This window comes from Neobacillus sp. PS3-34, from assembly GCF_030915465.1.
Classification (GTDB): Bacteria; Bacillota; Bacilli; order Bacillales; family Cytobacillaceae; genus Neobacillus_A.
Window position 1 is genome coordinate 353884 of the sequence record NZ_CP133267.1, and the last position, 24492, is coordinate 378375.

A 24492-nucleotide genomic window follows, 5' to 3' on the forward strand; every position below is an offset into this window, starting at 1 on the left:
GAGAAAGTAAATAATTAAGCATACAAGCAAAAATAGATAGAGAAAGGAAGAACGCAAATGGGCCAATCAAATTCTGCAGCGATTAAACGCACACAAACAGCTTCAGACAAAACGGCTGCTGCGGCTAGGGACGCGATTAATGGAAAAATAACTGGCTTTAAGGCACTATTGCCTTTTCTAGGACCAGCGTTTATTGCCTCCATTGCATACGTAGATCCCGGCAATTTTGCCACCAATATTCAAAGCGGAGCCAAATTTGGGTATAAAATGCTATGGGTAATCGTATTAGCCAATTTAATGGCGATGCTCCTGCAAAACATGTCCGCAAAGCTTGGCATTGCCACCGGGAAAAGCCTTCCGGAGATTTGCCGGGATAATATGCCAAAATGGCTCACCTATGTCATGTGGATCGTTTCGGAACTCGCTGCGATGGCAACCGATATAGCCGAATTTTTGGGAGCCACACTGGCTTTAAACTTACTCTTTGGGATCCCGATGATTTACGCGACGATTTTAACCGGGATCGTAACGTATCTAATTTTAATGATGGAACGTTTTGGCTTCACGCCATGGAAAAATTCATCGCCGCCTTCGCCGCACTGATCGGCTTATGCTATCTTGCAGAAACTGTGCTTTCAAAGCCTAATTTTTCACAAATTGCCTACCATAGCGTGGTGCCTTGGATAGGGAACAGCGAAAGTATAATGCTTGCTGTCGGAGTAATCGGGGCAACGGTAATGCCTCATGCTATCTATCTGCATTCCAGCCTGACTCAGGGAAGAATCGTCCCACGCAATGATTCCGAAAAATTAAAAATTCATAAATTTAGTTCAAAAGAAATCCTGATAGCTATGACTCTGGCCGGATTTGTCAACTTATCGATGATGTACATGGCAGCTTCCGTCTTTAACACGAGCGGTAACAGCAATGTAGGCGACCTGACTACTGCCTATCACACGTTAACACCGCTGCTCGGTTCAGCAGCAGCCAGCGTTTTCCTTATCTCGCTGCTCGCTTCAGGTATCTCAAGTTCAGTCGTTGGAACAATGGCCGGACAGGTCATCATGCAGGGCTTTGTCGGGTTTACGATTCCAGTTTGGGTTCGCCGGTTGGTTACTATGGCACCTACCTTCGTGATTGTCGCTATCGGTTTGGACCCGACCTTTACACTGGTAGTCAGTCAGGTTGTACTTAGTATCGTGCTCCCGTTCCCTGTAGTCGCATTGATTTACTTCACAAGGAAGAAGGAATTAATGGGCGTCTTAACTAACAAACGCAAAGTAACCATCCTGTCCAGTGTCTTTGCAGCTATCATCTTGAGCTTAAATATTTGGCTGATTTATCAAACCTTCTTTGGATAAAAGAGGCACACCCATTCGGAATGGGTGTTTTTTTTTGACTTATAAGGGCAACTACGCCTCTGTCTTCGCCCTTAGGGACTCGCCAATCGGGTAGTTTTCTATATAAAAGGCTCTTTTAGGAGGGATGTTGTTTTCGGGACAAATTCTAATATTAGAGTTTGTTCCGAAATCCTCTGATTCGGACTCGATTGCCCTTGATTTGATCAACCCTTTCCGAATAGGGTGGAAGAAACGGTCTTCATAAGAGAGGTCATGGCCAAAACCCATCAAAAAAGATACTTAAAGGAGAGATGAAGACCGAAATCCCTGCCTCTGGAGCAGAAAATGGTCTTCATAAGGGGAATGAAGACCGAAACGCCAGTATAAGGAGAAGGAAACGGTCTTCATAAGCGAGGTCATGGCCAAAAACCCATCAAAAAAGATACCCAAAAGAGCAATGAAGACCGAAATCCTTACCTCAATAGCAGAAAATGGTCGTCATAAGGTTGATGAAGACCGAAACGCATGTCTAATGTGGAAGAAAAGGTCATCATAAGTGAGATAAAGGCCAAAACCCCTCTGATTCGGACTCGAGTACCATTGAATACACCAATATTAATCTTGAGTGGTATCTAAGTGAGCAATATTACAACAACGTTTACGATAATAGCCTTACAAAAAAAGAGCATCCCATTGGACACCCTTAAGTTAAATTTCAACCAGGCATATTTTCTTTATAAGCTGGTTCACAATAGATGCAAACTTCCTGATCATCAATCAAATGAACATCGGCTTCATTGTATTCCACGCCGCAAAGTGAGCATGTCGTCATCTCATCCCCATCCTCGTCCAAATCATCAGGCAGTGCATCATTTATCGTGATAGAACCTACCCAAATGCCGGTTGAATACGGCATTTCCTCTTTTAAATAGGCAGCTGCTGCATCTTCCGTTTCCCATACTCCTAAATCATACAGAAATTCGTCCCCATTTCCTGTGTTTGTCATTAAACCATATACTGATTTCATATGGTGATCCCCTCTCTATGTTAAAAAGAAATGATAGTTATTATTTCTTTTTAACATAGCCCTTTTACTAAAAGTTCAAACCAACGTTGATACGGGAAGGTGAACTTCACCAAAAGAAGGAAAAATGAAACAAGTTATTGAATTTGTTTTTTAGTAAAAACGGGGAGAGAAAAATATGATTACGATTGAAAAAGCACAACAAACCGATGAACCTACCTTACATAACATCATGCAGTTTTATATTTATGAATTCAGCCAATACATTCCTGCTATCAAACTGGAAGAAAACGGCACTTATAAGCCCTTTGATTTATCAACTTATTGGACCAGTCACTGCCATCATGCGTTTCTTTTCAAGCTTGAGGATGAGCTGATCGGCTTTGCAATGGTGGAAAGCATGCATGATGATGAGCCAAATACAATATTGGAATTTTTCATCCTGCGAAAGTTTTCCGGAAAGGGTTATGGAAGGATTGCGGCCGTAGAATTGTTCAAACGTTTTCCTGGTAAATGGCACATAACTCAAATCGAGAAAAACCATCCTGCCCAGGCCTTTTGGCGAAGCACCATCTCTAAGTATACTTCCGGAAATTATTCGGAGAGGTATGATGAAAAGAGGCGCTCCATCCAGGAGTTTATCACTCCCTAATTATAAGGTGAATTTTTAACAGAAATATGGTATAATAGGTGTAATTATAAAAGCTAGAACTTGGAGGAGCCTGTCACCAAGGGATTATTATGTCCTTTGGTAACAGGCTTTTTTTGTGTTTTTTTAATCATGAAAGGCGGGAATACAATGTTAATACTTCAATTAGCCATTATTTTGATTGCTACAAAAATCGCAGGAAGCCTGAGCGTGAGACTGGGGCAGCCCTCTGTTCTCGGAAAACTCCTTATCGGGATTGTACTTGGCCCATCCGTTTTAGGGCTCGTGAATGATACTGAAACTCTAGCGGAATTCAGCCAGATCGGTGTGATATTGCTGATGTTTATCGCAGGGCTGGAAACGGATATCGAAGAATTCAAACGCACAGGTAAAGCCTCCACCTTTGTGGGTTTAGGTGGGATCTTTGTTCCCCTCGTAGTAGGCTACTTTGCCGGAACAATGATGAATCTTTCTATAATTCAATCCTGGTTCCTTGGCTTATTGCTTTCAGCAACGAGTGTAAGTATTTCCGTCCAGGCACTTAAGGAAATGAATCAATTAAAGACGCGTGAAGGTACAACCATACTGGGGGCTGCGGTAATTGATGATGTGCTTGTTATCATTGCTTTAGCTTTCTTGATGAGTTTCGCAGGCGGAGATGTCAATTTAACAACCGTTATTTTAAAGAAAGTCGCATTCTTTGGCGTTGCTATTTCGGCCTCCTGGAAAGCCGTTCCGTGGTTTCTGCAAAAGTTTTCTTCATTGAAGGTGACGGAAACTGTCATCTCATCAGCCCTAATTATTTGTTTTGTTTTTGCCTATATGGCTGAATATACAGGAGTCGCGGCTATCATAGGAGCGTATATAGCAGGTGTATCCATAAGCGTGACAAAATTCAAGCATGAAGTTTTTGAAAAAGTGGAGGCCATTAGTTACTCTGTCTTTGTACCCGTCTTCTTTGCTTCGATTGGGATTACGGCACAATTTGCAGGTATCACTGAGAATTTGGGTAAAATCGTTCTTTTAAGCATATTAGCCATACTGACAAAACTAATTGGCGCATCGCTTGGAGCAAAAGCAGGAGGCTTCGGCTTGAACAGCTCGCTCGGTATCGGGGCAGCAATGGTTTCCCGTGGCGAAGTCGCTCTGATTATCGCCGCAATAGGCTTAGAGTCCCAGCTTCTGAGCCAGGATTTATTTGCTGTCCTGGTTGTCGTGGTCCTGATTACAACGATTGTAACTCCTCCATTAATGAAATGTTTTTTCAAATCCATCCCTCAGATGGAAACATTAAAAGCGTAACAATCGAGCATGCCTCTGATTTATCAGGCATGCTTTTTTTACAGGATTCGATTTACTGCAACAATTTTAATCCATTTTTCATCTTATTTTATTTTCTTTTTTCAATTTTTTCACCTATAATAAAACTTTGTGAAGTACAACTATAAAGAGGTGTAAAAATGTCTGAAAATATTATTGCATTTATAATGGGAATTGTGGAAGGTTTGACAGAATATATTCCAGTTTCCTCTACAGGCCATTTGATACTAACCGGAGAATTATTGCATTTTACCAGTGAAAAAGCGAAAACCTTTGAAGTTATCATTCAACTTGGGGCCATTTTAGCCGTAGTCGTTTTATATTGGAAAAGATTATTATCTATATTTAAATTTAAAAAATCCGAGCTGAATTTAATCCATATTATTTTGGCCATGATTCCTGCCGTTGTTTTGGGACTTCTTCTTCATAATTTCATTAAGGAATATCTCTTTTCTTATAAGACAGTCGTTTGGGCACTTGTCCTCGGCGGCATATTCATGATTTTTGCAGAAAAGAAAAAAGCAAATGTCACGGCTGATACACTCGACAAGATCACCTATAAGCAGGCATTTGGAATCGGGCTTTTTCAATGTCTGGCCTATTCCCCGGCTTTTCCCGCTCAGGCGCTACCATTGCCGGAGGGATCCTGCTTGGTGTAAACCATAAAGCATCTGCAGAATTTACGTTTCTAGTCGCTGTTCCCATGATGGTGGCTGCAAGCGGTCTTGATTTGCTGGATAGCTATCATTCCCTATCTACAAATGATACAGGAATCTTCCTGATCGGATTCGTTACTTCTTTTGTCGTCGCAATGATTGCCATTGTTTCTTTCCTAAAGCTATTGTCAAAAGTGAAGCTAACACCATTTGCGATTTACCGTTTCATAGCGGCTGCAATTGCATATATTATATTATTTTAATAAACAACGGGTCCTTCTTGCCAGAAGGACCCGTTGTTTTAGCTGTAAGCAGAGCCCGCTTTCTTAGTTACATTTCCATGGACCCGATAGTATAAATAAAGCCAGCAGCTTTTTACCAACAAGTAGATTGGGAAGGAATAATATAATTTGTAACCGAATCTGTAGTGGAACACACCTGCTTTAACAGCACACCCCTCCAAGACTATACTAATAAGAGACCAGATAAGAATATAGAAAAGGCTGGAGGAAGGCCGCAGACGGTCGTAAAAATAGAAAAAGAAATAGCTGATTGGGCCATAAGATAGGTAAGAAAGAAAATCCATAAACTGATAAGAGGAGCTATCATTTACATCATAAAAACTCACGGGCTGAACACTGAGCGAATGATCGAAAAAAAAGCCGCTATATACACCACATGTAAAAAAAAGAATGGAAGTGTTCCTCGGGAATCGTTTTGGCAAAAAAAGCATAATCGAAATCCCAATGATTAGACCGCCAATAATGAACCACTCATTCAAATTGAAATGATGATCATACACTTGCTCTTTCATGTACTCCCCACATCTCCCCGTCCGGCCTTTCATGATAAACCATGCCATGAATCTGGAAAAGACTGTATAACTTAAAAACATTAATATCGTATAAAATAAATTCCAATGAAGGAGTTTAAGGACACCTAATTTTTGTAATAGTATTTGCAGCCCAGCAAAGAACAGCATGATCATGATATGGCTTCCCCACTTCAATAACTTAGAGGAAGATAACAATATATTGCTTGAAATGACAAAAACAAGCGGGATTAAGAGTAAGCGCAGTGTGAGGTCCGCAAATGATTTTTCCGGTTCACGGCTAATCGTAAACCATCTTATATCTATATGTATTATGGTAAAGATACTTAGCTGGAATATGGTATTCACAAAGAACAAAAATACCATCTCTAATTCAGTTAATTTCTTTGGTATAAGGGAAAAAACTATCATCACCACCCAGGTAAGAAAAACACATATTGCAAGTGACATCATTTCCCTCCCCTTTTTTACCATTTCACGATTTTCTCTCTTATTTTGACCCTCTAGCTGTTAATTATTCTCAATCTGCACAATAAAAACCGGCCCTTTGAAGGGAACCGGTTCCTTATCAATTCGTAAATAAAAATTCTGTTCTGCTTCCAGCTTGATCCGCTGTTACTTCAAGTCTCGCATCAATTCGCTCTTTTAGTTCAGGTACATGTGATATGATTCCTACAAGACGTCCGCTGCTTTGGATGTCGATAAGCGATTCAATCGCCTGGTCCAGCGATTCAGGGTCAAGGGTTCCGAAGCCTTCATCAATGAACATGGTTTCAAGCGAAACACCGCCAGCATAATTCTGGACAACATCTGCTAATCCCAATGCAAGTGAAAGTGCCGCTTTAAAGCTTTCACCGCCTGACAATGTTTTCACATGCCGCTCCTGTCCTGTGTACTGGTCAAACACCAGCAATTCGAGTCCGCTTTGTACATTCCCCTTTGCTTTATCCGTCTTCCTCAGCATCCTGTATCTGCCGCTCGTCATTTTCTGAAGCCGTAAATTGGCTTCCTGAAGAATGTCATCCAAAAACGAGGCGAGGACGAATCGTTCAAATGAAATTCTAAACCGGTTCTGGCCCTTCGATATATCATAAAGATGCCCCACCGTTTTATACCGCTCCTCCATTGCCTTCATTTGCTCATTTAATCGCTTAATTTTTTCTAAAATTTCCTGATTGTCCCGTTTCTTTATAAACAGCTCGCGTTGCTCTCCCTCAAGATGGTTCACTTCATTTGTCAAAACCTGAAGCTCCTCTTCCAGCTGTTTCAAATCAGGCATTTTCACTTCTTTTAAAAGTAATGATAATTGCTCGAACTGATCAGAAACGGAACGCAATTGTTCCCGGTAGGAACGGATTTCATTTTCCATCCGATTAAGCTCTGCCTCTGTTTTTTTCGCTTCCTCATATAAGCGATATGTCTCAAAGCCCTGTTTTGCCATATTGGATTTAAAGGTTTCTCGTTCTGTTTCAAGGCTTGTCTGACGGTCTTTAACAAGCTTTACTGCCTCTTCAAGGCGGGCTGCTTCCGCACCAAACCTTTCCTTGGACTCAACAAGCGCTTTTTGGGAAGCTTCCAGGCTTTTCTTTAAATCATCCTGTCGCTTTACCGCTTCACTCATTTCCCTTTCAAAGGTTTCGATGGATCGGAGGTTTTCGGGAATACTTACAACCATCCTGTCCACATTTGTCTGCTGCTGGGTATGTGATACAGTCAACTCATTGACCTGATGAGAGTATTGCTGGATGGAATCCCTTACCTTTGCATTTTCAACGGCACGTTTCTCCAATTCAACCTTTACCTGTTCGAGCAGTTGAATGGTCTGAGACAATTGGGCTTGCTGACTTGACAGTCCTTCCCGTTTGGCAAGAATATCTGCCTTCGCATTTGGCAAATCCTCTTCCTTGAACCCGTCACGCAATTGGGTAATTTCATGAAGTTTTGACTCAGCCTCTTTCTCAGCACTGGTGCTTGCAGATTTTGCTTCGAAAAAGGCAGATTCAGCATTCATTTTTAGTTTCTCAATAGTTGCTGCCTGTGCTTTGGCTTCTTTTAAATCAGCCTCATCCAAAAAAAACTCACTTGATGTATGCGCAGGTGTTGGATGGTGTTCAGAACCACAGACCGGGCAGGCTTCGCCGCTGATTAGGCTAGATGCCAATATCGATGCCTGACCGCTCCGCCATTTTTGCTCAAGCTCTTCTACAAGGGCTTTTGCATCATTAAGGCGTGCAGTTTCTGCTTCATAAATCCCGCTTTTCGCCTCATAACCTTTATGCGCCTTTTTAAACTCTTTCAGGGCGTTCTCATATTTCAAAAGCAGGTTCCATTCATATTCAAGCTCGGAGGATTGCCTCTTATTCTCGGAAAAAATAAGCTGCGCCTGATCAATTTGTTCCTTTTTTCCCTGGAGCGATTGGAGGCGCGCTCACCCTCCTGCAACGCTTTATTCGCTTTTTCTAAAAGGGAAGTTTTTTCTTTTAGTTGAGCTTTGAGTGTATCAGCCTGCTTTTTGATTTCAGCAAAAGAATAAACGTCCTGCTTCATACTCTGCAGGCGGATGCATTCATCTGCAGCAGCAATCCGCTCCTGCTCGCGTGCCGTTTCTTTCTCAAAATCCGCTTCACACTGCCTTAGCTTCTGCTCGAGAATTTCTTGGTTCAACCTGACGTTTTCCTCGTTTTTCTGAGCCTGTGTAAGATCGTGTTTAAGGCGGTGGCATAGCTCTTCCTGGCTGGCAAGAAGATTTGCCTTTAGCGCATTTTTTACCTCGACTTCTTTCTGAACGAACACCTCTGCCTGTGCCTCGAGCATTTCTTTTTTAGCCTTTAATTCTTCTATAGTAGTAAACTGTTTGACGACCGCTTTGGCTTCCTCATGTTTTCTTAAAAGCTTATCACGTTCGCTTTTTTTTGCATTTACCTTATCATTTGATTCCTCTAGCTTTTCAGCCATAGCTGAAATCTCTTCTATCAAAAGCGGCAAGATAATCAGATCGTTGGTACTGCCGGCTTCCAGATACTTCTTTAGTTCCTCATTGAAAAATGCATGGATTCTGTGAATGGCCTCGTTTCTTTCATTTACCTGGTCTTCCACTGTCTTTTTAAGAGCAGCAGCTTCCAGCTTCAGTTTTTCTTCGACCATTTTATATATTTGTGTGTGAAAGAGCCGCTGCAAAATAACTTCCTTGTCTTTACTGTCCGAGGTAAGCAGCTTGCGAAACTCTCCCTGAGGGATCATCAGGATTTGCCTAAATTGATTGCTGTCAATCAGCATGACTTCCTTAATCTTTTCCTCAACTTCATTCACCTTTGAGCCTATCAGAAGCTTCTCCCCATCGTCACTCCATGCATAAAGCTCTGCCCTTGCACCAATAGTTGTAACGCCATCTCCTGATTTCTTTTTACGTTCCTGTTGAGGGGCTCGGATGATATGGTACATTTTATTTCTTAGTGAAAATTCGAGTGACACCTCGGTTTCATGATCATCCCTGGCAAATTGGCTTCTTAGCTCCGGTCCATTTCGATCCTCCCCGCTAGCTTTTCCATAAATCGCATAACTGATGGCATCAAAAATGGTTGTCTTTCCTGAACCCGTCTTCCCTGAGATCACAAACATCGTTCGGCTTCCCAGCTCTGTAAAATCAATTGTTTCCGTTTCGGCATATGGTCCGAACGCCTTCATGGTTAATTTTATTGGTTTCATTTCAGGACATCCTCCCTCAAGACTTTATCAATCATTTCAGCCATTACAACTCTTTTTTCATTCGAAAAGTCTGAGGTTGTCATCTCCTGGTAAAATTGTTCGAATAACTCAAGTTCTGACTTTTTCTCACTCTTCACTGCAGAGTAGGATTGTTTCTTTCTCATATCCACCAAATCAATTTTCCGGTCCAGGTGGAGTACATTTTTATAAACCTGCCGCAGCTTATTAATCGGATCGATTAAGGCCCATCATCAAGAAGGGTAATTTTTAAATAATCGTCCACTTTCTCTTTTTCATAAAAGGAAGGGTCAAGGAGCTCTTCCAGATGTCCTTCAAGCTCCCTCATATCCTGCTTTGGCGCAAGTGAACGGCGGCGGAGCTCGAATGTGCCATTATCATTCATCTCGATAATGGAAATCGACTTTGTATGTTTTGCTTCCGAGAAGGAGTATTTTAACAACGAACCAGAATACTTGATACTGTCATGGCGAATTGCGTCCGGGCTGTGCAAATGGCCAAGTGCTGTATAGGCAAACGGAGCAAATAGATCCGTATGAACACAGCCTGAAGCCCCAACAGACAAGGTCCGCTCAGAATCCGAAACTGCACCGCCTAAAACGAACGCATGTCCGACAAACACATTGGGCTCGTTCGGATTGAGATTTTCCTCAATTTTTCCGATGACCGCTTTCATCGCATCCTGATGGGAATGGATGCTGTCGTCTTGTAACAACTGCCTGACAATTCCTGGTTCTGCATAAGGAACGAGATAAAAATTGACCCCATTTATATTTACTGGCCTAAAATCGGCTGATAGTTTACCAGATAAAAAGAATTGGCTGTGCTTGTACCAGGAGCTTCCAAATGATAGCCGTTCTGCACTATCATGATTTCCAGCAATCGAGATAACCGGCGTTTTCAGCTCCACATTAATCTTAAAGAGAATTTCATCAAGAAGTTCGACCGCATCGGTAGGAGGAACAGAGCGATCATATAAGTCGCCGGCAATGACGACTGCATCAGGCTTTTCGTCTGCCACTACCTCAACAAACTGATTCAAGACCTCCCTTTGATCGGCCGTCATATAAACCCCGTGCACCAGCTTACCTAAATGCCAGTCTGCTGTATGAATGAATTTCATGCTTTAGCACCCTCTTCCTCTAAACTCACTTAATCTATTATATCAACAATATAGGTGCCAGGCACCATCCATAAAACTGGAAGGCGCCTGGAACTAGGTTATTCATGGAATTTTAGAAAACTGATTCAAACGTTTAGTACAACTTCCCTGCATGTTACGTATACATACAGTACAAATATATCTATTAGACAATCGTCAGGGGGTAAAAGCCTACTAAAAAAAAGAATTGAGGTGAATATATGAATCAATTCGCTGTAGGGTTCACGGTTTTCTCTTTTTTAACAATGGTTCTTGTCCTATGGCGCCCAAGGGGTCTAAATGAAGCAGTACCGACAACACTAGGAGCTGTTCTTATCTTTTTATGCGGAACAGTTACAACCGCTGATCTAGCTGATATTAGCTCGAAAGTGACAGGAGCTGCCATTACAATTATTGCGACAATGGTTATGGCCATCTCCCTTGAAAGCTTCGGCTTTTTTCATTGGACGGCCGCAAAAATACACGAGATTTCAAAGGGTTCAGGCAGAAGGCTATTTTGGTTAACCAACATTCTTTGCTTTCTAATGACCATGTTTTTTAATAATGACGGAAGCATTCTTATTACCACTCCGATTCTACTGCTGTTACTATCACGCCTAGGTTTAAAAAATCATCAGAAGCTTCCTTATTTAATTAGTGGAGCATTAATTGCAACTGCTTCCAGCGCTCCTATTGGTGTAAGCAATATCGTAAATTTAATTTCTCTTAAAATCATAGGCATGAGCCTTTATCTCCAAACGGTTATGTTTTTCGTTCCGGGAGTTCTCGGTTTACTATTGCTGGCCATCCTGCTATTTGCTGTATTTTATAAAGAAATTCCCATTAAGCTTCGCCCTATACAAAGCACCCTTCTTCTAACATCCGGAAGATACCATCCTCTTCAGTCGAGACCTAGCCAATCCCAGTCAAGAAAAAAGACACGCGTCATGATTTCTGTATTGGTTTTTGTTTTCTTTGTACGTGCCGCGCTATTTCTGGCTTCCTATTTCGATTTCCCGGTACCAATAGTCGCAGTTTTCGGCTCAGTTGTACTGTTGGGATGGAGGTGGGTCTACCTTAAGCTCAATCCGCTGGATGTCATTAAAAAGACTCCATGGCATATCTTTATTTTCGCCTTTAATATGTATGTCATTATATATGGCTTGCATAATATCGGATTAACCAACTGGCTTGTACAGAATTTGGAGCCAGTTGTATCAGGAGGATTATTTCAAGCAAGCTTTATCATGGGAACGCTTGTGACGATTCTATCCAATATCTTTAATAACCATCCAGCCCTCATGGTAGGGACGATCAGCCTAACGGAAATGAACCTATCACCCATCATGCTAAAAACGATTTACCTCGCGAATATAGTTGGCAGTGATATCGGATCGCTTTTGCTCCCAATTGGAACACTCGCTACTCTCATTTGGATGCATATTTTAAAAAAAGAACGCGTCAAAATCAAATGGAGCCATTATATAAGAGTGACATTTATTGTGATCCCGCCAACCGTTTTCTTCACGCTACTTTGTCTGTATTTCTGGATAAAATTATTTTTCTTAACAGAATAAAAATTATTGGCTGCCTTAAAGGGCAGCCTTCTTATTTTATTGATTTCAGGACAAACAAAAAAACATCCCTTTTACGATTGAAAAGGAATGTTTCTATAAACATATTATGGCAAATGTACTGATTTAAGGTGATAAAGCTTCCAAAAGGCTGACTCTCCGTCAGCTGTAATAAGATGTACGATATTATTCGAGATTGATTTCAATAATCCGACCTTGTCAGGATTGTCCCCCATATCAAAAACAATGAGCTGGCCTTGATTTTTCTGTAATTGTTCTTCAAAGGTTCTCATGATGGGAATGTTCGATGGAACAACAGGCAGACTCTCATTGCTCAAGGTATAGGGAGTCAGATGGCTGTTGTAGGGCGTAAGCCATTTTAAATGCTGCATCGATATAAACATCGTTTTATAAACAGGTGAATAGAACACAATATAATCATTCATCACACTCGTAATATAGCCGTGGATAGATCGATTACCTGTCACAAATATTTCCAAAAACTGACCTTTTGCATTATTCAGCGTTTTACGATAGGAGAGTCCAGTTTCGACCGGATTTTGGATAGGCAGATTTTTGGGAGGTTCTTCAAAAATTTCCGGCTCCAGTTTCTTCTTTATGCTGTGCATATGGTTAATCGGAATATATAAGAATTTAGTTCCATTATATAAAACCAGCATATCGAGTCCCATATCAATGAGAATCCCGCTGAAAATAGTTTTCCCTGAGATTTCCAGTTCTACTTCCATTCCAAGCATTGATTTTAATCCATTCAATTATTATCCTCCTTTCCTAAGTTTTTTATAGGAAAATGGTGCACCAGCTTGAACGACTAATGCACCTCCAACAGATAATGAGTCAAATGTGACGAAAAAGAAACATTTTTTAACCCTTCCAGTGATAGTCGATCGTCTTAGTGACATTTTCACGGCTCGAATGGCGTCTGCGCTTCCTACCAGTACTTTTGCGTCTAGATGACCTTTTATGTTCAGAGCTTGAGCTTGAACTTGAGCTTGAGCTTTCTTCAGAGCTTGAGTTCTCTTCCGATTTATTTTCCACAGATTCTTCTTGTGCGTTCTCTTGCTTATTTTCCTGTTTATTTTGTTTTAAAGATCCTTTCGGCCGCAGTTGATGCTTTTAATATGGTAAGGATGGATTCTCATTACTTCCTGATTATTTACAAGCGTATAGTGGCCGCCTGCATTTTCTACAAGCACTCCCTCCATGGCTTCAGGACCACCTCGGTTAATGGATACCCATTGGTGTGAAAAGCATCTGAATACATCATGGAAATATTCTGCTTTTACCCATTTAGGTATTACAACGGCTTCTTCTAGCAACTCATTCTGATTGTTCTTAATATTTTTTGAAACACTCTTCACATGATGGGTATTGATATAGACGATACCATCATCATCTGTGAATAGAACCAAAAAATCCCCTGATAAGCCCACTAGTTTTCCTTGCTTTGATTCAGGGCCACCCTGATTAATTTGGATGTTTTCATCCATCATTTGTGCCAATACACCTGTAAAATTATTTGCTTCAAGACATCCAATCTCCTCGTCACCTGCATCCATCACCTGTATTGAGTTTGATTTTGTGTCTTCAATAATGCTTTTTACATGTTGAACCTGGTAGTATACTATTTTATTTTGTTTTTTATTTTCTTCGTTTTGGAGTTGCTCAACTGTCTGAATTTGGTTCTGTGCCTGATTTTGGTTCTGATTATTTTCCTGTGCGTACAGAGTAATATAGTCTTCTTGTACATCCAATAATTTTCCAGTCTTTGATTCAGGACCACCCCGATAAATGGTTACGGTTTTCCCTTTTAATGCCATAAGAAATGAATGAAATGACTGTTGACCTTCATCTCTACTCGATTTATCTTTCGCCATATTTATCCTCCTGTTTCTACTTAACTTTAATGGTGATTTATACTGCATATATACGTATCATGGGAGGACATGGAACCTGTGTATACGCCCAAATTAACAAAAATTCAGCGTTTGCCTATATTTCTGCTAGTCTAATTTATATAGTTTGCTTTTTAAATAGCTGTTTCGCTTTTCAATGTATGAATAAATGAAATCTGGCTCCTGATCAAATTTATCGATTTTATCCTTCTTATACGGATCAAGTAATAAGGATGGCCGGATTGCTTGATGTAGCTTTTCGACTCTTGGTTTTAAAAATTCCACGGTGAATTGTTGCTCAAGAACGGATTGAAGCAATTCACGGTACCTCTTTCGAAAATTGCCCACATCAAGAATGCGTGCGGTCAACGTATTAAAACCCTCTATTCTGACATAATCAGCATCCATGAATTTTCCATTTACATCCCTTCCCCATGTTGCATCATAATCCCACGGCATAACTTCAAACAGACCTGTATCGCCATCCCTGTATAAGGAATAATTATGAACAAAGCCATCATAGTTTTGTGTCAGAACAACCCCTGCCATCCATTTCATATAACGCTCAACGTTTATATACCTGGTAACCTCTTTTTCAAAGTCAGCACGTGTGATTGTATTTATTTTGTAAATCATTTCCTGAAGATAAAAATCATCGTTTTCAGTGCCTACTTTCCGTTCATATCCTAGATCAAGTGATTTTTTCGTTTCTTTATCCAAATCGCTCATCAACGAAAAATTCGCATCTCCATCCACCGCATAAAATATAGCCCCGTCAGGCAAATTTCGACTCTTCAAAAAATTTTCCTCCACTGATTCAATTTCCAGATATACACCTTGAATAACCCCATTTAGTTTTAACAGAACATGTCTGGACCTTGGTGCTAGGCAGCCGATTTCCGAAAAGAAATCAAACGATAATTTATTTCGGATTAAAGATGGATCTTTGTATTCAGCATTTAAATGAATTTCTTTTGAACCCTTGAATGTGTTCGGTTTGAAAAATGAAACTTGATAGGATTTTTTTTTGAAATCACGGATATGGGATCCTCGGTAACGAATGTCAATCTCCAGCCTTTTCCCTTCTGCCTTTAATTGAGCCGGGAGAGGATCATCACACCAAATATCACGTTTTAATTCTTTAAGATCCATAGGATTGATAAATAGCTGATATATTGGGATTCCATTATTTTTATCCATAGGTAAATCACCCCTTCCCTTATAACTATGAAAAAGTAAGGGCGGATGGCACATTATGCCTTCAACATTTTGTACAAATACGCAAATGCCTCATACCAATTCAATGGTAAATGCGTAGATTAATAACAAAGACGGGTCTATGGGGTACACATTCCCCAATTCCCATCTTAAATTTATAGGAGGTTTTAAGAAATGGAGAAAACCATTTCCCAGAGGGAAATTCAAAACGCTGCAGATGAAGTGAGAAGAGGCGGCTTTGGCGATTTCATGTTCCAGGATCCTAGTATCCTCCGTCGAAGGTCTAGACGACGTACTACCCGCAGGACTACTCGCCGCACTACACGAAGGACTACTCGCTGTACTACTCGCAGAACCACTCGCTGCACTACTCGCAGATCTAATCTCCGCACAACTACTCGCTGCACTACTTGCCGAAGCACTCGTCGGACTACTCGCAGAACCACCCGCCGGACCACTCGCAGGACCACTCGCAGAACCACCCGCCGGACTACTCGCAGGTCCACTCGACGCTCTACTCGACGCTCTACTCGCAGATCCACTCGACGCTCTACCCGCAGATCCACTCGACGCTCTACTCGCAGGTCCACTCGACGCTCTACCCGCCGGTCCACTCGACGCTCTACTCGCAGATCCACTCGACGTTCTACTCGCAGATCCACTCGACGCTCTACTCGCAGATCCACTCGACGCTCTACTCGCAGGTCCACTCGACGCTCTACTCGCAGGTCCACTCGGCGCTCTACTCGCAGATCCACTCGACGCTCTACTCGCAGGTCCACTCGGCGCTCTACTCGCAGATCCACTCGACGCTCTACTCGCAGGTCCACTCGGCGCTCTACTCGCAGGTCCACTCGGCGCTCTACTCGCAGATCCACTCGGCGCTCTACTCGCAGGTCCACTCGGCGCTCTACTCGCAGGTCCACTCGGCGCTCTACTCGCAGATCCACTCGACGCTCCACCCGTCGTTCTTCGAAACGCTGCAGGCGCACAACAAGAGCGAGGGCTCAATTCTTTAAGTGCAGATCCAGGCATTGGAGAGACGGTAATATGGTATCGCTGAGGCTTTTCAACGAAGATTAAGGAGAAAGTATTCAGAAGACAAATAGAACCTTCTATTTCTTCTGACGACCGCCGGAAAACTACCGGCGGTTATTCTATTTTTAGGAAAATAAAAAACAGCCGACCATAATTGGCAGGCTGTTTGAAAAAGTCAATATTATAATTTAGTTACGTTAGCTGCTTGTGGTCCACGAGCTCCTTCAACAACTTCGAAAGAAACTTCTTGACCTTCTTCTAGAGTTTTGAAACCTTCAGTTTGGATTGCAGAATAGTGAACGAATACATCGTTTCCGTCTTCAGCTTCGATAAATCCAAATCCTTTTTCTGAATTAAACCATTTTACTTTACCGTTTTTCATGTAAAAAAATCCTCCTATTGGCTTGCACAAGCCATGTGTAAAATTCACCAAATTACATCGCAGTTAGTTTTACATTCATTACCTCATTCATACGTGGTTGAACTGTGAATAAGCAAGTTACATAAATCTAACAAGAGTAACGGCTTCTTATATTTTACTATTTTCAGATTATTGTGTCAATGGTTAGAATAATCAATCTACTGCTAAAACCTATGCTCTCTCCCTCATTTTTTCTGGCAGGCTTTGAATCGATTGAACCACCATATCAAGCTTGGCTTCAATTCTGTAAAGAAGATAGAGGGTTACAATGATTGGAAAACCGACATCACTAATGAACGGAATAATTTGGTCCACTTAGTGTTCCTCCTCCTTTCTTTTTATTTTGAAAAAGAGACTGGTACGTTGCACCAGCCTCCCCTTTCTTACGCCATGGCGTATTCTGTTACGTTTCGATTAACAAGCCTTGCCCCCTGAACAGTAGCGAAATTGCCACTGCCGGTATAAAAAATATCGGAAGCGATGATTTCTTCCATTTTCTGTTTTACTACAGCCTGATCAATCGGCTCCTTTGGATTGTCAATAGTAAGCCTGACTTGCTTACCGGCTTCAGTAACAAATTGAAGTTCCAATGTTTTTGCCATTTTCTTCACCTCCTAACTTATTAATTTATCATTCAATTACCCGATAATATCCAGGGTGTCATTTCTACCGATTGAGCTTAGCGGATCATTGCAAAGCGATCCTAACGCTTGTGCTGCCTTTAGCAGCTGATCAGCAGTCGCCTCCTTTTTAACATTGTTAAATGTTTTTGTCTTAAAAACCGGCTCTCCTTTCTCGTTTACACCTGTTTCAAAAATCAAACGAAGCTTTGTTTCTTCCAATATTGCCTGTGCCATTGTCCCTCACCTCCTTTCACCTTTTATATATAGGGAAAGAAGCAAAAAGGACAGGTTAAACAAAAATAAACCGCCGATTCCCAGAATCATGCGGTTTAAAAGCTAACTATTTTCTTTTTAAGGTAATAGAAGAATCTTTCCTGTGCTCTTGCGGCTTTCAAGGTACTTATGCGCTTCTGCACCGTTCTTTAGAGGGAATACCGCCGGGTCTCCGAGAGTAAGCTGCCCTTCATTAATCCAGTTAAACAGTTGATTGGAACGGATCACACGCTCTTCATGAGAAATCAGCACATTCCATAGATCTCCTCCAGTAAGAGTTTTAGAGGTATCCATCAGCATCCGCGGATCAATCGGTGCAGGATCACCACCTGCCATTCCATAAAATACAACCGTTCCGCCGGTCCTGGTCGCTTTAAAGCTGTCCATAATCGTCGAACCTACAGATTCATACACCACATCGGCACCTTTACCGCCAGTGGCAGATAATACTTGTTCATTCCAATCATCATTATAGTGATAGACGGATTCGGCTCCTGCCTTCTTAGCAATTTCTGCTTTTTCCTTGGATGAAGTCAAGCCGATCACTCTTGCACCGTGTATTTTGGCAATTTGGATCAGCAGCTGGCCAACGCCTCCTGCAGCAGCATGGACAAGGACCATATCTCCTTTTCGAACCTGGTAGCTGTCACTCGTTAAATATTGAGCAGTAAGTCCCTGCAGCAATAATGAGGCCGCTGTTTCAAACGAAATGGAATCAGGAAGTGGTATAGCCTTATCTGCTGGCACTGCGACAAGCTCTGCATTTGCATGTGGCACATCTGCAAATGCGATTCTGTCACCAGGCTTTATCCCTTGGACATCAGAACCGACGCTTTCAACGACCCCAGCTCCTTCATAGCCTAAAATGAACGGGGGATTTCCCACCAGATGATAATTCCCCTTCCTTCTGTAAATATCCGCAAAATTTAGGCCGATCGCCTTCATTTTTACAAGTATATCGGTTGGCCCAAATGATGGATCGGGAATTTCTTTATATTGTAGAACATCTGCATCACCGAAAGTTTCAAACACAAGTGCTTTCATATACGTTACCTCTGCAATTCATATTTTGTCCCCCCTACTTTAAACCAGAATGAGAAGAAGGGCAAGCAGATGACTGTTTGGCCATTTTATTAACATATATTTTCTCTTTCACTAACAAACATCAAACTCGACAGGCCAGATAATTAAGCCGCAAGTTCTTGACCCTTCCTTTATTTCCGATACATATTGGCTTACCAATGGATTCGGAGTTAACTCTTTGATCATTGCTGCTTCCCATGTTTTCATTTTATGTTCAAATGATACCTTTAATAAATTCCTTACAGCTGAGGAATCTGGGTGGACCGGTAAATAAAGTGGCTGCTCCGACACCGCTTCGCTTTTTCCATTAATATAAGCAAGCATTTCTGAAGCTGAATTTTCATCCCTTGCTAAAAAGGAAGTTGGTTTGTGCAGGAATTCTTTCGCATACCTTAGATAGCCGATAGCTTCAGAATCCCTCGTCACAACTGATGAAACAGTTGATTTGTCATTACTAATCCAGTCGATTATACTGTTTCCAGGTTTCATTGCCAGGTCAACATCGTTAAACCACATTTCCCAGATTGAATTCAAAAATGGTATATCGTCAGCTTTTACCCATCTTTCCGAAATTCCTTCTGGTTGAGGAGGTATGGAATCGCGCTGGATTTCAAGATAGCACGTACCAAACATGTTCGTCTGATAGCCAAAGCGCGGATAATAGTCAGAGTGCCCTAACAGGATGGACATCTCAAACCCTTTATCTATTAAACGTTTATGGCCTTCTTCTATTAATTTGGCTCCAATACCTTTTTTCTGCATGGCAGGGTCTATTGCAATCTGCGCTAAAATGGCCGCTTTTATTGTCTCGCCATTCAAAAAAATTTCATGAGGGGTAAAAAGGCAATGGCCAAGTACTTTCCCATCCTCCTCTGCAACGAGTGATAATTCGGGATCAAATTCTAATCGATGCCGATGTACATCAACGAGAGGCACTTCTCCCATATTCATGCTGTATTCAAAGGATAAGGCGTGAATTTCTGCTACTCTAAAATAGATCTTTTTGTTCTTCTTTTCTAATGTGAATATTCATCATTAACCCCCATCAATTTTTATGAAAAAACCATATGTAAAACCAGCAAAGGATTGCTGGCTCGGTTGTAGCTATAGTTGTGCATCTCTTCTACTCTGATTGAAAAGGTTTCTGCCCTTTGCTTTTGTTTTCTTATAAAGTCTGTATCCCTTTCTGACAGAATCCACCACAGCAAACGGGATGGGCGGATGAATTTTATATAGGAAAGGCTTATATATTTTAAAATACGCTTTTTTGAGATCATTCCATTTGCTGCAATAACCTTTTTTATAAAAGTCGGAGATATCGACAATATAGCCCTTCCCCTTATGCATGACCACATTCTTGCCATGAATATCAAAGGGATTCAGCCCTATTTCCCTTGCAAAGTTCAGCCCTTTATCAATATCCTTAATAACGCTTTCGGGAATTTGGACTCCCTTTATAACGGCATTAAAAAGTGTAATCCCCTCAAGATTTTTTAAAATTAAATAGTTATCACCATAGGCGTATAATGTTGAATAAGCCTCATGCTCGCCAATTCTCTTGTAAACTTCTATTTCCTTTTTTATTTCCTCGTGGCTGCGGCGATATACCTTAACCACCCATTCTGGTTTTGCGGGATGGACGAACACTGCGGCATAATTCCCGCTTCCAATTGTGGACCACGAAATCGATTCATTTTTTACAATGATCGGGTCAAAAGGACTTTCTGTTTTTAACTCAATAAAAGGAAATAGTTCTTCTTCTATTAATTTTATATATAATTCCAATTCCATTGTGGCACCTTCTATTTAAAAATTGCAGTCACTTCAGCTTGATGCAGCTTCATTGTTTTTCAACATCATTTCATAGATTCCTAATTTTTCTTCTGTTATCGTGATGATATCGTCTAATTCGTCTCTTTGGCTTCGTAATTTTAGTAAGTGCTTCTGAAGAATTTCTTTCCTGTTTACTAGCATTGCTGAAATGGCGGGAACTTCTTTTTCCATAATACAGCCGTCTTTCACTATTTCCTTTATATCTATTAAACTCATCCCAGTGATCTTTAAGCTGCAGATGAATTGGATGAATTTCACATCCTGCTCACTATAATCCCTGTCCTTACCATTTATTCTTTTGGGCAAGGGAATTATTCCTTCTTTTTCATAAAATCTCAACGTATGTGAAGACAATCCGGTCTTAGCTGCAGCCTCTCCAATTGAATACATTTTCTCCCTCCTAAAAAATTCCTTTCCTTAATCATAAATGGGTGTTGACTTAGATTCAACTCTAAGCATTATTCTTTAACTAATTTATAAAAAGGAAGTGGTTGATTAAATGGAAACAAGATATGAACGCGGCTTAAAGCTGCTGGCTGAGGTAGTCGGTTTACCAGCGCACAGGACAAAAGCTAAATTGGACTCTTTCGCACCAGAAGCAGGTATTTTTCTTGCCGAATACTTCGGCGACTTTTACTCAAGACCTCAATTGGATTTAAAAACACGTGAAATGGTCACCCTCACTGCACTAGCGGCAACCGGGAAGCTTCCTCAGCTCAAGGTCCATTTGCAGGCAGCATTGAATACAGGATGTACAGCTGAAGAAATAAAAGAAATCATGATGCAATTAATTCTCTACACAGGATTTCCGACTGCCCTGAACGCGCTCGATACTGTCCATGAATTTTTCAACGAAAAGGAGAATGAATAATGGAGAATGAAAAATTACGGATTACCTGGCTTGGATTTGGTGCTTTTTATATGATTACTCCTGAAGGCAGGAAAGTGTTAATCGATCCTTGGGTCCATAATAACCCGCTTTTCCCGCCGGCATATAAAGAGCATATTCTTGATTGTGACGTCATTCTCTTGACGCATGGTCATCGTGATCATGCTGAGGATGCCGTTGAATTGGCAAAGTCGACAGGTGCAGAAGTGGTGGCGGGCTGGGAACTCGCCCAGCTGCTGATTCAAAGGGGTGTCCAAAAGGTCCTTCCCATTAATAAAGGCGGCACAAGAAAGCTTGGGAATTTGTCAGTTACGGCTGTTTACGCTGACCACTCAGGTGCCTTTGTGGAAAATGGGCAAATCATATATGGCGGCGAGCCAATGGGTTATGTGATCCGTTTTGAGAATGGTTTCACGCTTTATCATGCAGGTGATACGAATGTTTTTGGAGATATGGCCTTAATCGCTGAGCTTTACCAGCCTAGTGCAACCATCCTGCCAATTGGCGATGTATTTACGATGGGACCGAGAGAAGCCGCAAAAGCCATCGAGCTCCTGCAAGTAAAAGAAATCATCCCGATGCATTTTGGCTATGATTTTTTAACTGGAACACCTGAAAAGCTGTCAGAATTCGTTAGTGACGAATCAATCAAAATCCATCATATCCAGGCGGGTGACACATTAACAGACGTAGGAGAATAAGAAAAATGCAATCAAGCCAGCCGAATATCCAGGGCTGGCTTTGATTATTTCGTTATACCTCTCTTCTCATCGCTTTTAATACATCCACCTGTGTTGCCCGCTTTGCAGGTCTCATTCCCGAGAGAATGGTGACGAGATAACAAATCGTCACGCAAATGATGGGAAGGCTTATCGGAATATGGCTAAACGTAAGATCAGCAGGGGCATTTTCCCCAAATGCACTCTTAATGACAATCGGCAGCGCAAAATTGACAGCATAGCTGATTATGTACGAGACAATGGTGCCTATCAATGCCCCCAGCAATCCAATATAGCTGCTTTCCAATAAAAATATTCTTTTTATGGTGCGGGGATTCGCCCCAATTGCCTTCATGATGCCTATATCCGGTGCACGTTCTGTGACCGCCATTGTCATCGTATTGTAGATTCCAATTGAGGCTATTAAAATAGCAATTGTTCCAATAAAAATGAGTCCTGTTTTAACAATTGTAAACACAAGATTTACTTCTTTTAATTCATTAAGGACAGAATAGGTAGCGTATTTCTTCTCCTTCAATACATCGGTTATGCCCTGCACAGTCTCGGCATTTTTAGCATAAATCTTAACTTCATCATAGGTCCCAGAGTCAATCGGTGGGGTCTGGTCCGAAGTGGAGTTAGGGTCCAGCAGCATTCCCTTGGATGTACCTGTAAACGTCTCTATTTCTTTTAACAGGGCTGCTGAAATATAGGCATTTCTGTCTTCTACCCACTTTTTCGTCGGTTTTACACCGATACCGGCAACGGTAAGGGTAAATGTTTTTTCCTTCACTTTGCCTTTTTCGTTTTGTCTAATCGTTAATTCAAGCTTTTCACCAAGCAGCTTGCCTTTATAACGATATTCATCCTTAAGGATGCCCTTTTCATCATACAACTCTTCCGGTTTAGCATTCTTGGAAGCTAAATTAGTCAAAAAATTATAGCCAACGACTACTTCGTCCTTCTTTTTCGGTAGGTGGCCTTTTGAAAGTTCAAAGCCTGCTTTTGTCTCAGCTTGGAACTCGGCTGCGATCGTTTGGGTATCTACCTGAAAATTTCCGGTTTGAAAGGTAGTGGGCTGCTGAACCATATTCCTTTTAGTGACCGCTTTGACGTTTTCTATTTTATTAAAAACCCTGATATCCTTATCCGTAATTGACCTATAGTTTCCTTTGCTTTCTTCCTTCCCGTGAACATCAATCGCTGTCACAACCCGGCGCTCAATAATATCCTTCACGATCGACTTTTGAAGGCCAAAGCCAACAGAGGCAAGCACGATCAAAAAAGCGCATCCCATTGCAGTCGCAAGAACCGTCATATACACCCTTGTTCGATTTTTCTTCATATTTTGCCGGACAAACCGGAATTGATCTTTCAATTTCATACAATTACCCCCTCGGCAATCCGCCCATCCCGAAGTTCAATTGTCCGATGTCCAATTTGCGCTACTTTTTCATCGTGTGTGATGATTAAAAATGTAATTCCTAAATCGTGATTTAATTCTTTAATAAATTGTAAAAGATCTTCTTCCGTTTCGCTGTCCAGGCTTCCGGTCGGTTCATCTGCAAGAATAATCGGAGGATTGACAATCAGTGCCCGGGCAATGCTTACTCGTTGCTGCTGGCCTCCGGACAATTCCCCTGGATAATGGTCCTGGTACGTTAACAATCCGACTTTTTCAAGCATTTCCTTCGTTTTGTCGTGACGTTCCTTCTCCCCAATGCCTTTTAAGATCAAGGGCAGTTCGACATTTTGAAATGCCGTCATGCTTGGAATCAGCTGAAAGCTTTGAAAAATAAAGCCGAGATTCTCAATCCTGAAATCAGCAAATTTCGCTTCGTTCAGGCTTGACACATTTTCACCATTTATCCAAATCTCACCCTGGTTCGGGCGAATGAATCCGCTGATTAAATTTAGAAGAGTAGATTTCCCTGAACCGCTCCTGCCGACAATCGTAACAATCTCTCCCTTGCTGACAGTAAAAGATATATCCCTGAGCACGGGGATCACTGTCATCCTGCCTTTTTTCCCTATTTCAAAGTCATGGCTAACATTTGTAACTGTTATCACTTAATCCTCCCATTTCTCTATGTTGAATTTTATTTCCAATTATTAGACGCATGAAAACAGAAAACCCACTACAAAATTTGTAAAAAAATTTCAATATTTTTTACGGTCCATTCCGTAAAACAATAATATGGCTTAAAAAAGCACAGTGAT

Annotated in this window: 23 protein-coding genes and 4 pseudogenes; 9 read left to right on the plus strand and 18 right to left on the minus strand. The window is 41.3% G+C overall.

What is annotated here, in order from left to right:
* Positions 1 to 57: 57 nt before the first annotated feature.
* Positions 58 to 1361, plus strand: a pseudogene (locus RCG23_RS01920) (Nramp family divalent metal transporter).
* Between the two features lie 694 nt (positions 1362 to 2055).
* Here RCG23_RS01920 and RCG23_RS01925 read toward each other — a convergent pair.
* Complete coding sequence (locus tag RCG23_RS01925) at positions 2056 to 2367, minus strand: hypothetical protein (protein WP_308178348.1); 312 nt, start codon at positions 2365 to 2367, stop codon at positions 2056 to 2058.
* A gap of 175 nt (positions 2368 to 2542) precedes the next feature.
* On the opposite strand from RCG23_RS01925, the gene RCG23_RS01930 reads away from it, so the two are divergent.
* From RCG23_RS01930 to bacA, 3 genes and pseudogenes are all read left to right on the plus strand, one after another.
* A complete protein-coding gene (locus RCG23_RS01930) occupies positions 2543 to 3016 on the plus strand; it encodes a GNAT family N-acetyltransferase (RefSeq protein WP_308178349.1) in 474 nt (157 codons plus the stop codon).
* Between the two features lie 147 nt (positions 3017 to 3163).
* On the plus strand, positions 3164 to 4315 hold the full coding sequence (locus tag RCG23_RS01935) for a cation:proton antiporter (RefSeq protein ID WP_308178350.1): 1152 nt from the start codon (positions 3164 to 3166) through the stop codon (positions 4313 to 4315).
* Between the two features lie 158 nt (positions 4316 to 4473).
* Positions 4474 to 5252, plus strand: a pseudogene (gene bacA, locus RCG23_RS01940) (undecaprenyl-diphosphate phosphatase).
* Positions 5253 to 5290: 38 nt separating this feature from the next.
* On the opposite strand, the gene RCG23_RS01945 reads toward bacA, so the two are convergent.
* The 4 genes and pseudogenes from RCG23_RS01945 to RCG23_RS01960 all read right to left on the minus strand — a co-directional run bounded on the left by RCG23_RS01945 (position 5291) and on the right by RCG23_RS01960 (position 10667).
* Complete coding sequence (locus tag RCG23_RS01945; RefSeq protein ID WP_308178351.1) at positions 5291 to 6274, minus strand: hypothetical protein; 984 nt, start codon at positions 6272 to 6274, stop codon at positions 5291 to 5293.
* A 115-nt stretch (positions 6275 to 6389) separates the two neighbouring features.
* Positions 6390 to 8138, minus strand: a complete 1749-nt coding sequence (locus RCG23_RS01950) for an SbcC/MukB-like Walker B domain-containing protein (RefSeq protein WP_308178352.1) — start codon at positions 8136 to 8138, stop codon at positions 6390 to 6392.
* Positions 8135 to 9526, minus strand: a complete 1392-nt coding sequence (locus RCG23_RS01955) for an AAA family ATPase (protein ID WP_308178353.1) — start codon at positions 9524 to 9526, stop codon at positions 8135 to 8137. The genes RCG23_RS01950 and RCG23_RS01955 overlap by 4 nt, the downstream gene beginning before the upstream one ends.
* Positions 9523 to 10667: pseudogene (locus RCG23_RS01960) on the minus strand (exonuclease SbcCD subunit D). Before RCG23_RS01960 ends, RCG23_RS01955 begins: the two are co-directional and overlap by 4 nt.
* Before the next feature lie 239 nt (positions 10668 to 10906).
* Between RCG23_RS01960 and RCG23_RS01965 the strand changes: the two are divergent.
* Positions 10907 to 12262: an arsenic transporter gene (locus RCG23_RS01965; protein ID WP_308178354.1), complete on the plus strand. Its 1356-nt coding sequence runs from the start codon at positions 10907 to 10909 to the stop codon at positions 12260 to 12262.
* A 104-nt stretch (positions 12263 to 12366) separates the two neighbouring features.
* Here the strand turns inward: RCG23_RS01965 and RCG23_RS01970 are convergent, their stop codons facing one another.
* From RCG23_RS01970 to RCG23_RS01980, 3 genes are all read right to left on the minus strand, one after another.
* Positions 12367 to 13035 (minus strand): DUF2642 domain-containing protein, encoded by a 669-nt coding sequence (locus RCG23_RS01970; RefSeq protein ID WP_374049800.1) that lies wholly within the window; start codon positions 13033 to 13035, stop codon positions 12367 to 12369.
* Positions 13036 to 13365: 330 nt separating this feature from the next.
* Positions 13366 to 14157, minus strand: coding sequence for a spore coat protein (locus RCG23_RS01975; RefSeq protein ID WP_308178355.1), 792 nt, complete (start codon positions 14155 to 14157; stop codon positions 13366 to 13368).
* Positions 14158 to 14283: 126 nt separating this feature from the next.
* Positions 14284 to 15375, minus strand: a complete 1092-nt coding sequence (locus RCG23_RS01980) for a CotH kinase family protein (RefSeq protein WP_308178356.1) — start codon at positions 15373 to 15375, stop codon at positions 14284 to 14286.
* 192 nt (positions 15376 to 15567) lie between these two features.
* Here RCG23_RS01980 and RCG23_RS25785 point away from each other — a divergent pair.
* Both RCG23_RS25785 and RCG23_RS01985 read left to right on the plus strand, forming a co-directional pair.
* A pseudogene (locus RCG23_RS25785) lies at positions 15568 to 15645 on the plus strand (CotG/ExsB N-terminal domain-containing protein); the annotation flags it as partial.
* 158 nt (positions 15646 to 15803) lie between these two features.
* Positions 15804 to 16412 carry a hypothetical protein gene (locus RCG23_RS01985; protein ID WP_308178357.1) on the plus strand — a complete coding sequence of 203 codons (609 nt, stop codon included), beginning with the start codon at positions 15804 to 15806 and terminating at the stop codon, positions 16410 to 16412.
* A 200-nt stretch (positions 16413 to 16612) separates the two neighbouring features.
* Here RCG23_RS01985 and RCG23_RS01990 read toward each other — a convergent pair whose 3' ends face one another.
* The 8 genes from RCG23_RS01990 to RCG23_RS02025 all read right to left on the minus strand — a co-directional run bounded on the left by RCG23_RS01990 (position 16613) and on the right by RCG23_RS02025 (position 21054).
* Positions 16613 to 16813: a cold-shock protein gene (locus tag RCG23_RS01990; protein WP_308178358.1), complete on the minus strand. Its 201-nt coding sequence runs from the start codon at positions 16811 to 16813 to the stop codon at positions 16613 to 16615.
* Between the two features lie 210 nt (positions 16814 to 17023).
* Positions 17024 to 17167: a YvrJ family protein gene (locus tag RCG23_RS01995; protein ID WP_308178359.1), complete on the minus strand. Its 144-nt coding sequence runs from the start codon at positions 17165 to 17167 to the stop codon at positions 17024 to 17026.
* A gap of 68 nt (positions 17168 to 17235) precedes the next feature.
* The gene (locus RCG23_RS02000) at positions 17236 to 17454 is read right to left on the minus strand and encodes a DUF2922 domain-containing protein (protein WP_308178360.1); all 219 of its coding nucleotides are present in this window, start codon (positions 17452 to 17454) and stop codon (positions 17236 to 17238) included.
* A gap of 36 nt (positions 17455 to 17490) precedes the next feature.
* A complete protein-coding gene (locus RCG23_RS02005; protein WP_308178361.1) occupies positions 17491 to 17709 on the minus strand; it encodes a DUF1659 domain-containing protein in 219 nt (72 codons plus the stop codon).
* A gap of 117 nt (positions 17710 to 17826) precedes the next feature.
* A complete protein-coding gene (locus RCG23_RS02010; RefSeq protein WP_308178362.1) occupies positions 17827 to 18792 on the minus strand; it encodes a quinone oxidoreductase family protein in 966 nt (321 codons plus the stop codon).
* 111 nt (positions 18793 to 18903) lie between these two features.
* Positions 18904 to 19860, minus strand: a complete 957-nt coding sequence (locus RCG23_RS02015; protein ID WP_308179946.1) for an N-acetyltransferase — start codon at positions 19858 to 19860, stop codon at positions 18904 to 18906.
* A gap of 75 nt (positions 19861 to 19935) precedes the next feature.
* Positions 19936 to 20622 (minus strand): protein kinase family protein, encoded by a 687-nt coding sequence (locus RCG23_RS02020; protein WP_308178363.1) that lies wholly within the window; start codon positions 20620 to 20622, stop codon positions 19936 to 19938.
* Between the two features lie 33 nt (positions 20623 to 20655).
* The gene (locus RCG23_RS02025; protein ID WP_308178364.1) at positions 20656 to 21054 is read right to left on the minus strand and encodes a MerR family transcriptional regulator; all 399 of its coding nucleotides are present in this window, start codon (positions 21052 to 21054) and stop codon (positions 20656 to 20658) included.
* 109 nt (positions 21055 to 21163) lie between these two features.
* Between RCG23_RS02025 and RCG23_RS02030 the strand changes: the two genes are divergently transcribed.
* Entirely contained in the window at positions 21164 to 21535 is a 372-nt protein-coding gene (locus tag RCG23_RS02030; protein ID WP_308178365.1) for a carboxymuconolactone decarboxylase family protein, read from the plus strand.
* Complete coding sequence (locus tag RCG23_RS02035) at positions 21535 to 22254, plus strand: metal-dependent hydrolase (protein ID WP_308178366.1); 720 nt, start codon at positions 21535 to 21537, stop codon at positions 22252 to 22254. Before RCG23_RS02030 ends, RCG23_RS02035 begins: the two co-directional genes overlap by 1 nt.
* Positions 22255 to 22306: 52 nt before the next feature.
* Here RCG23_RS02035 and RCG23_RS02040 read toward each other — a convergent pair whose 3' ends face one another.
* Both RCG23_RS02040 and RCG23_RS02045 read right to left on the minus strand, forming a co-directional pair.
* The gene (locus tag RCG23_RS02040; protein ID WP_308178367.1) at positions 22307 to 23656 is read right to left on the minus strand and encodes an ABC transporter permease; all 1350 of its coding nucleotides are present in this window, start codon (positions 23654 to 23656) and stop codon (positions 22307 to 22309) included.
* On the minus strand, positions 23653 to 24342 hold the full coding sequence (locus RCG23_RS02045; protein WP_308178368.1) for an ABC transporter ATP-binding protein: 690 nt from the start codon (positions 24340 to 24342) through the stop codon (positions 23653 to 23655). Before RCG23_RS02045 ends, RCG23_RS02040 begins: the two co-directional genes overlap by 4 nt.
* Positions 24343 to 24492: the final 150 nt, after the last annotated feature.

Bases quoted from the DNA above. Each gene is read 5' to 3' on its own strand.
- RCG23_RS02025 (WP_308178364.1), bottom strand. From the start codon at position 21,054: ATGTATTCAATTGGAGAGGCTGCAGCTAAGACCGGATTGTCTTCACAT.
- RCG23_RS02000 (WP_308178360.1), bottom strand. From the start codon at position 17,454: ATGGCAAAAACATTGGAACTTCAATTTGTTACTGAAGCCGGTAAGCAA.
- RCG23_RS01975 (WP_308178355.1), bottom strand. From the start codon at position 14,157: ATGGCGAAAGATAAATCGAGTAGAGATGAAGGTCAACAGTCATTTCAT.
- RCG23_RS02030 (WP_308178365.1), top strand. From the start codon at position 21,164: ATGGAAACAAGATATGAACGCGGCTTAAAGCTGCTGGCTGAGGTAGTC.
- RCG23_RS01965 (WP_308178354.1), top strand. From the start codon at position 10,907: ATGAATCAATTCGCTGTAGGGTTCACGGTTTTCTCTTTTTTAACAATG.
- RCG23_RS01980 (WP_308178356.1), bottom strand. From the start codon at position 15,375: ATGGATAAAAATAATGGAATCCCAATATATCAGCTATTTATCAATCCT.
- RCG23_RS01955 (WP_308178353.1), bottom strand. From the start codon at position 9,526: ATGAAACCAATAAAATTAACCATGAAGGCGTTCGGACCATATGCCGAA.
- RCG23_RS02040 (WP_308178367.1), bottom strand. From the start codon at position 23,656: ATGAAATTGAAAGATCAATTCCGGTTTGTCCGGCAAAATATGAAGAAA.
- RCG23_RS01930 (WP_308178349.1), top strand. From the start codon at position 2,543: ATGATTACGATTGAAAAAGCACAACAAACCGATGAACCTACCTTACAT.
- RCG23_RS01945 (WP_308178351.1), bottom strand. From the start codon at position 6,274: ATGATGTCACTTGCAATATGTGTTTTTCTTACCTGGGTGGTGATGATA.
- RCG23_RS02005 (WP_308178361.1), bottom strand. From the start codon at position 17,709: ATGGCACAGGCAATATTGGAAGAAACAAAGCTTCGTTTGATTTTTGAA.
- RCG23_RS02010 (WP_308178362.1), bottom strand. From the start codon at position 18,792: ATGAAAGCACTTGTGTTTGAAACTTTCGGTGATGCAGATGTTCTACAA.
- RCG23_RS01935 (WP_308178350.1), top strand. From the start codon at position 3,164: ATGTTAATACTTCAATTAGCCATTATTTTGATTGCTACAAAAATCGCA.
- RCG23_RS02020 (WP_308178363.1), bottom strand. From the start codon at position 20,622: ATGGAATTGGAATTATATATAAAATTAATAGAAGAAGAACTATTTCCT.
- RCG23_RS01925 (WP_308178348.1), bottom strand. From the start codon at position 2,367: ATGAAATCAGTATATGGTTTAATGACAAACACAGGAAATGGGGACGAA.
- RCG23_RS01990 (WP_308178358.1), bottom strand. From the start codon at position 16,813: ATGAAAAACGGTAAAGTAAAATGGTTTAATTCAGAAAAAGGATTTGGA.
- RCG23_RS02035 (WP_308178366.1), top strand. From the start codon at position 21,535: ATGGAGAATGAAAAATTACGGATTACCTGGCTTGGATTTGGTGCTTTT.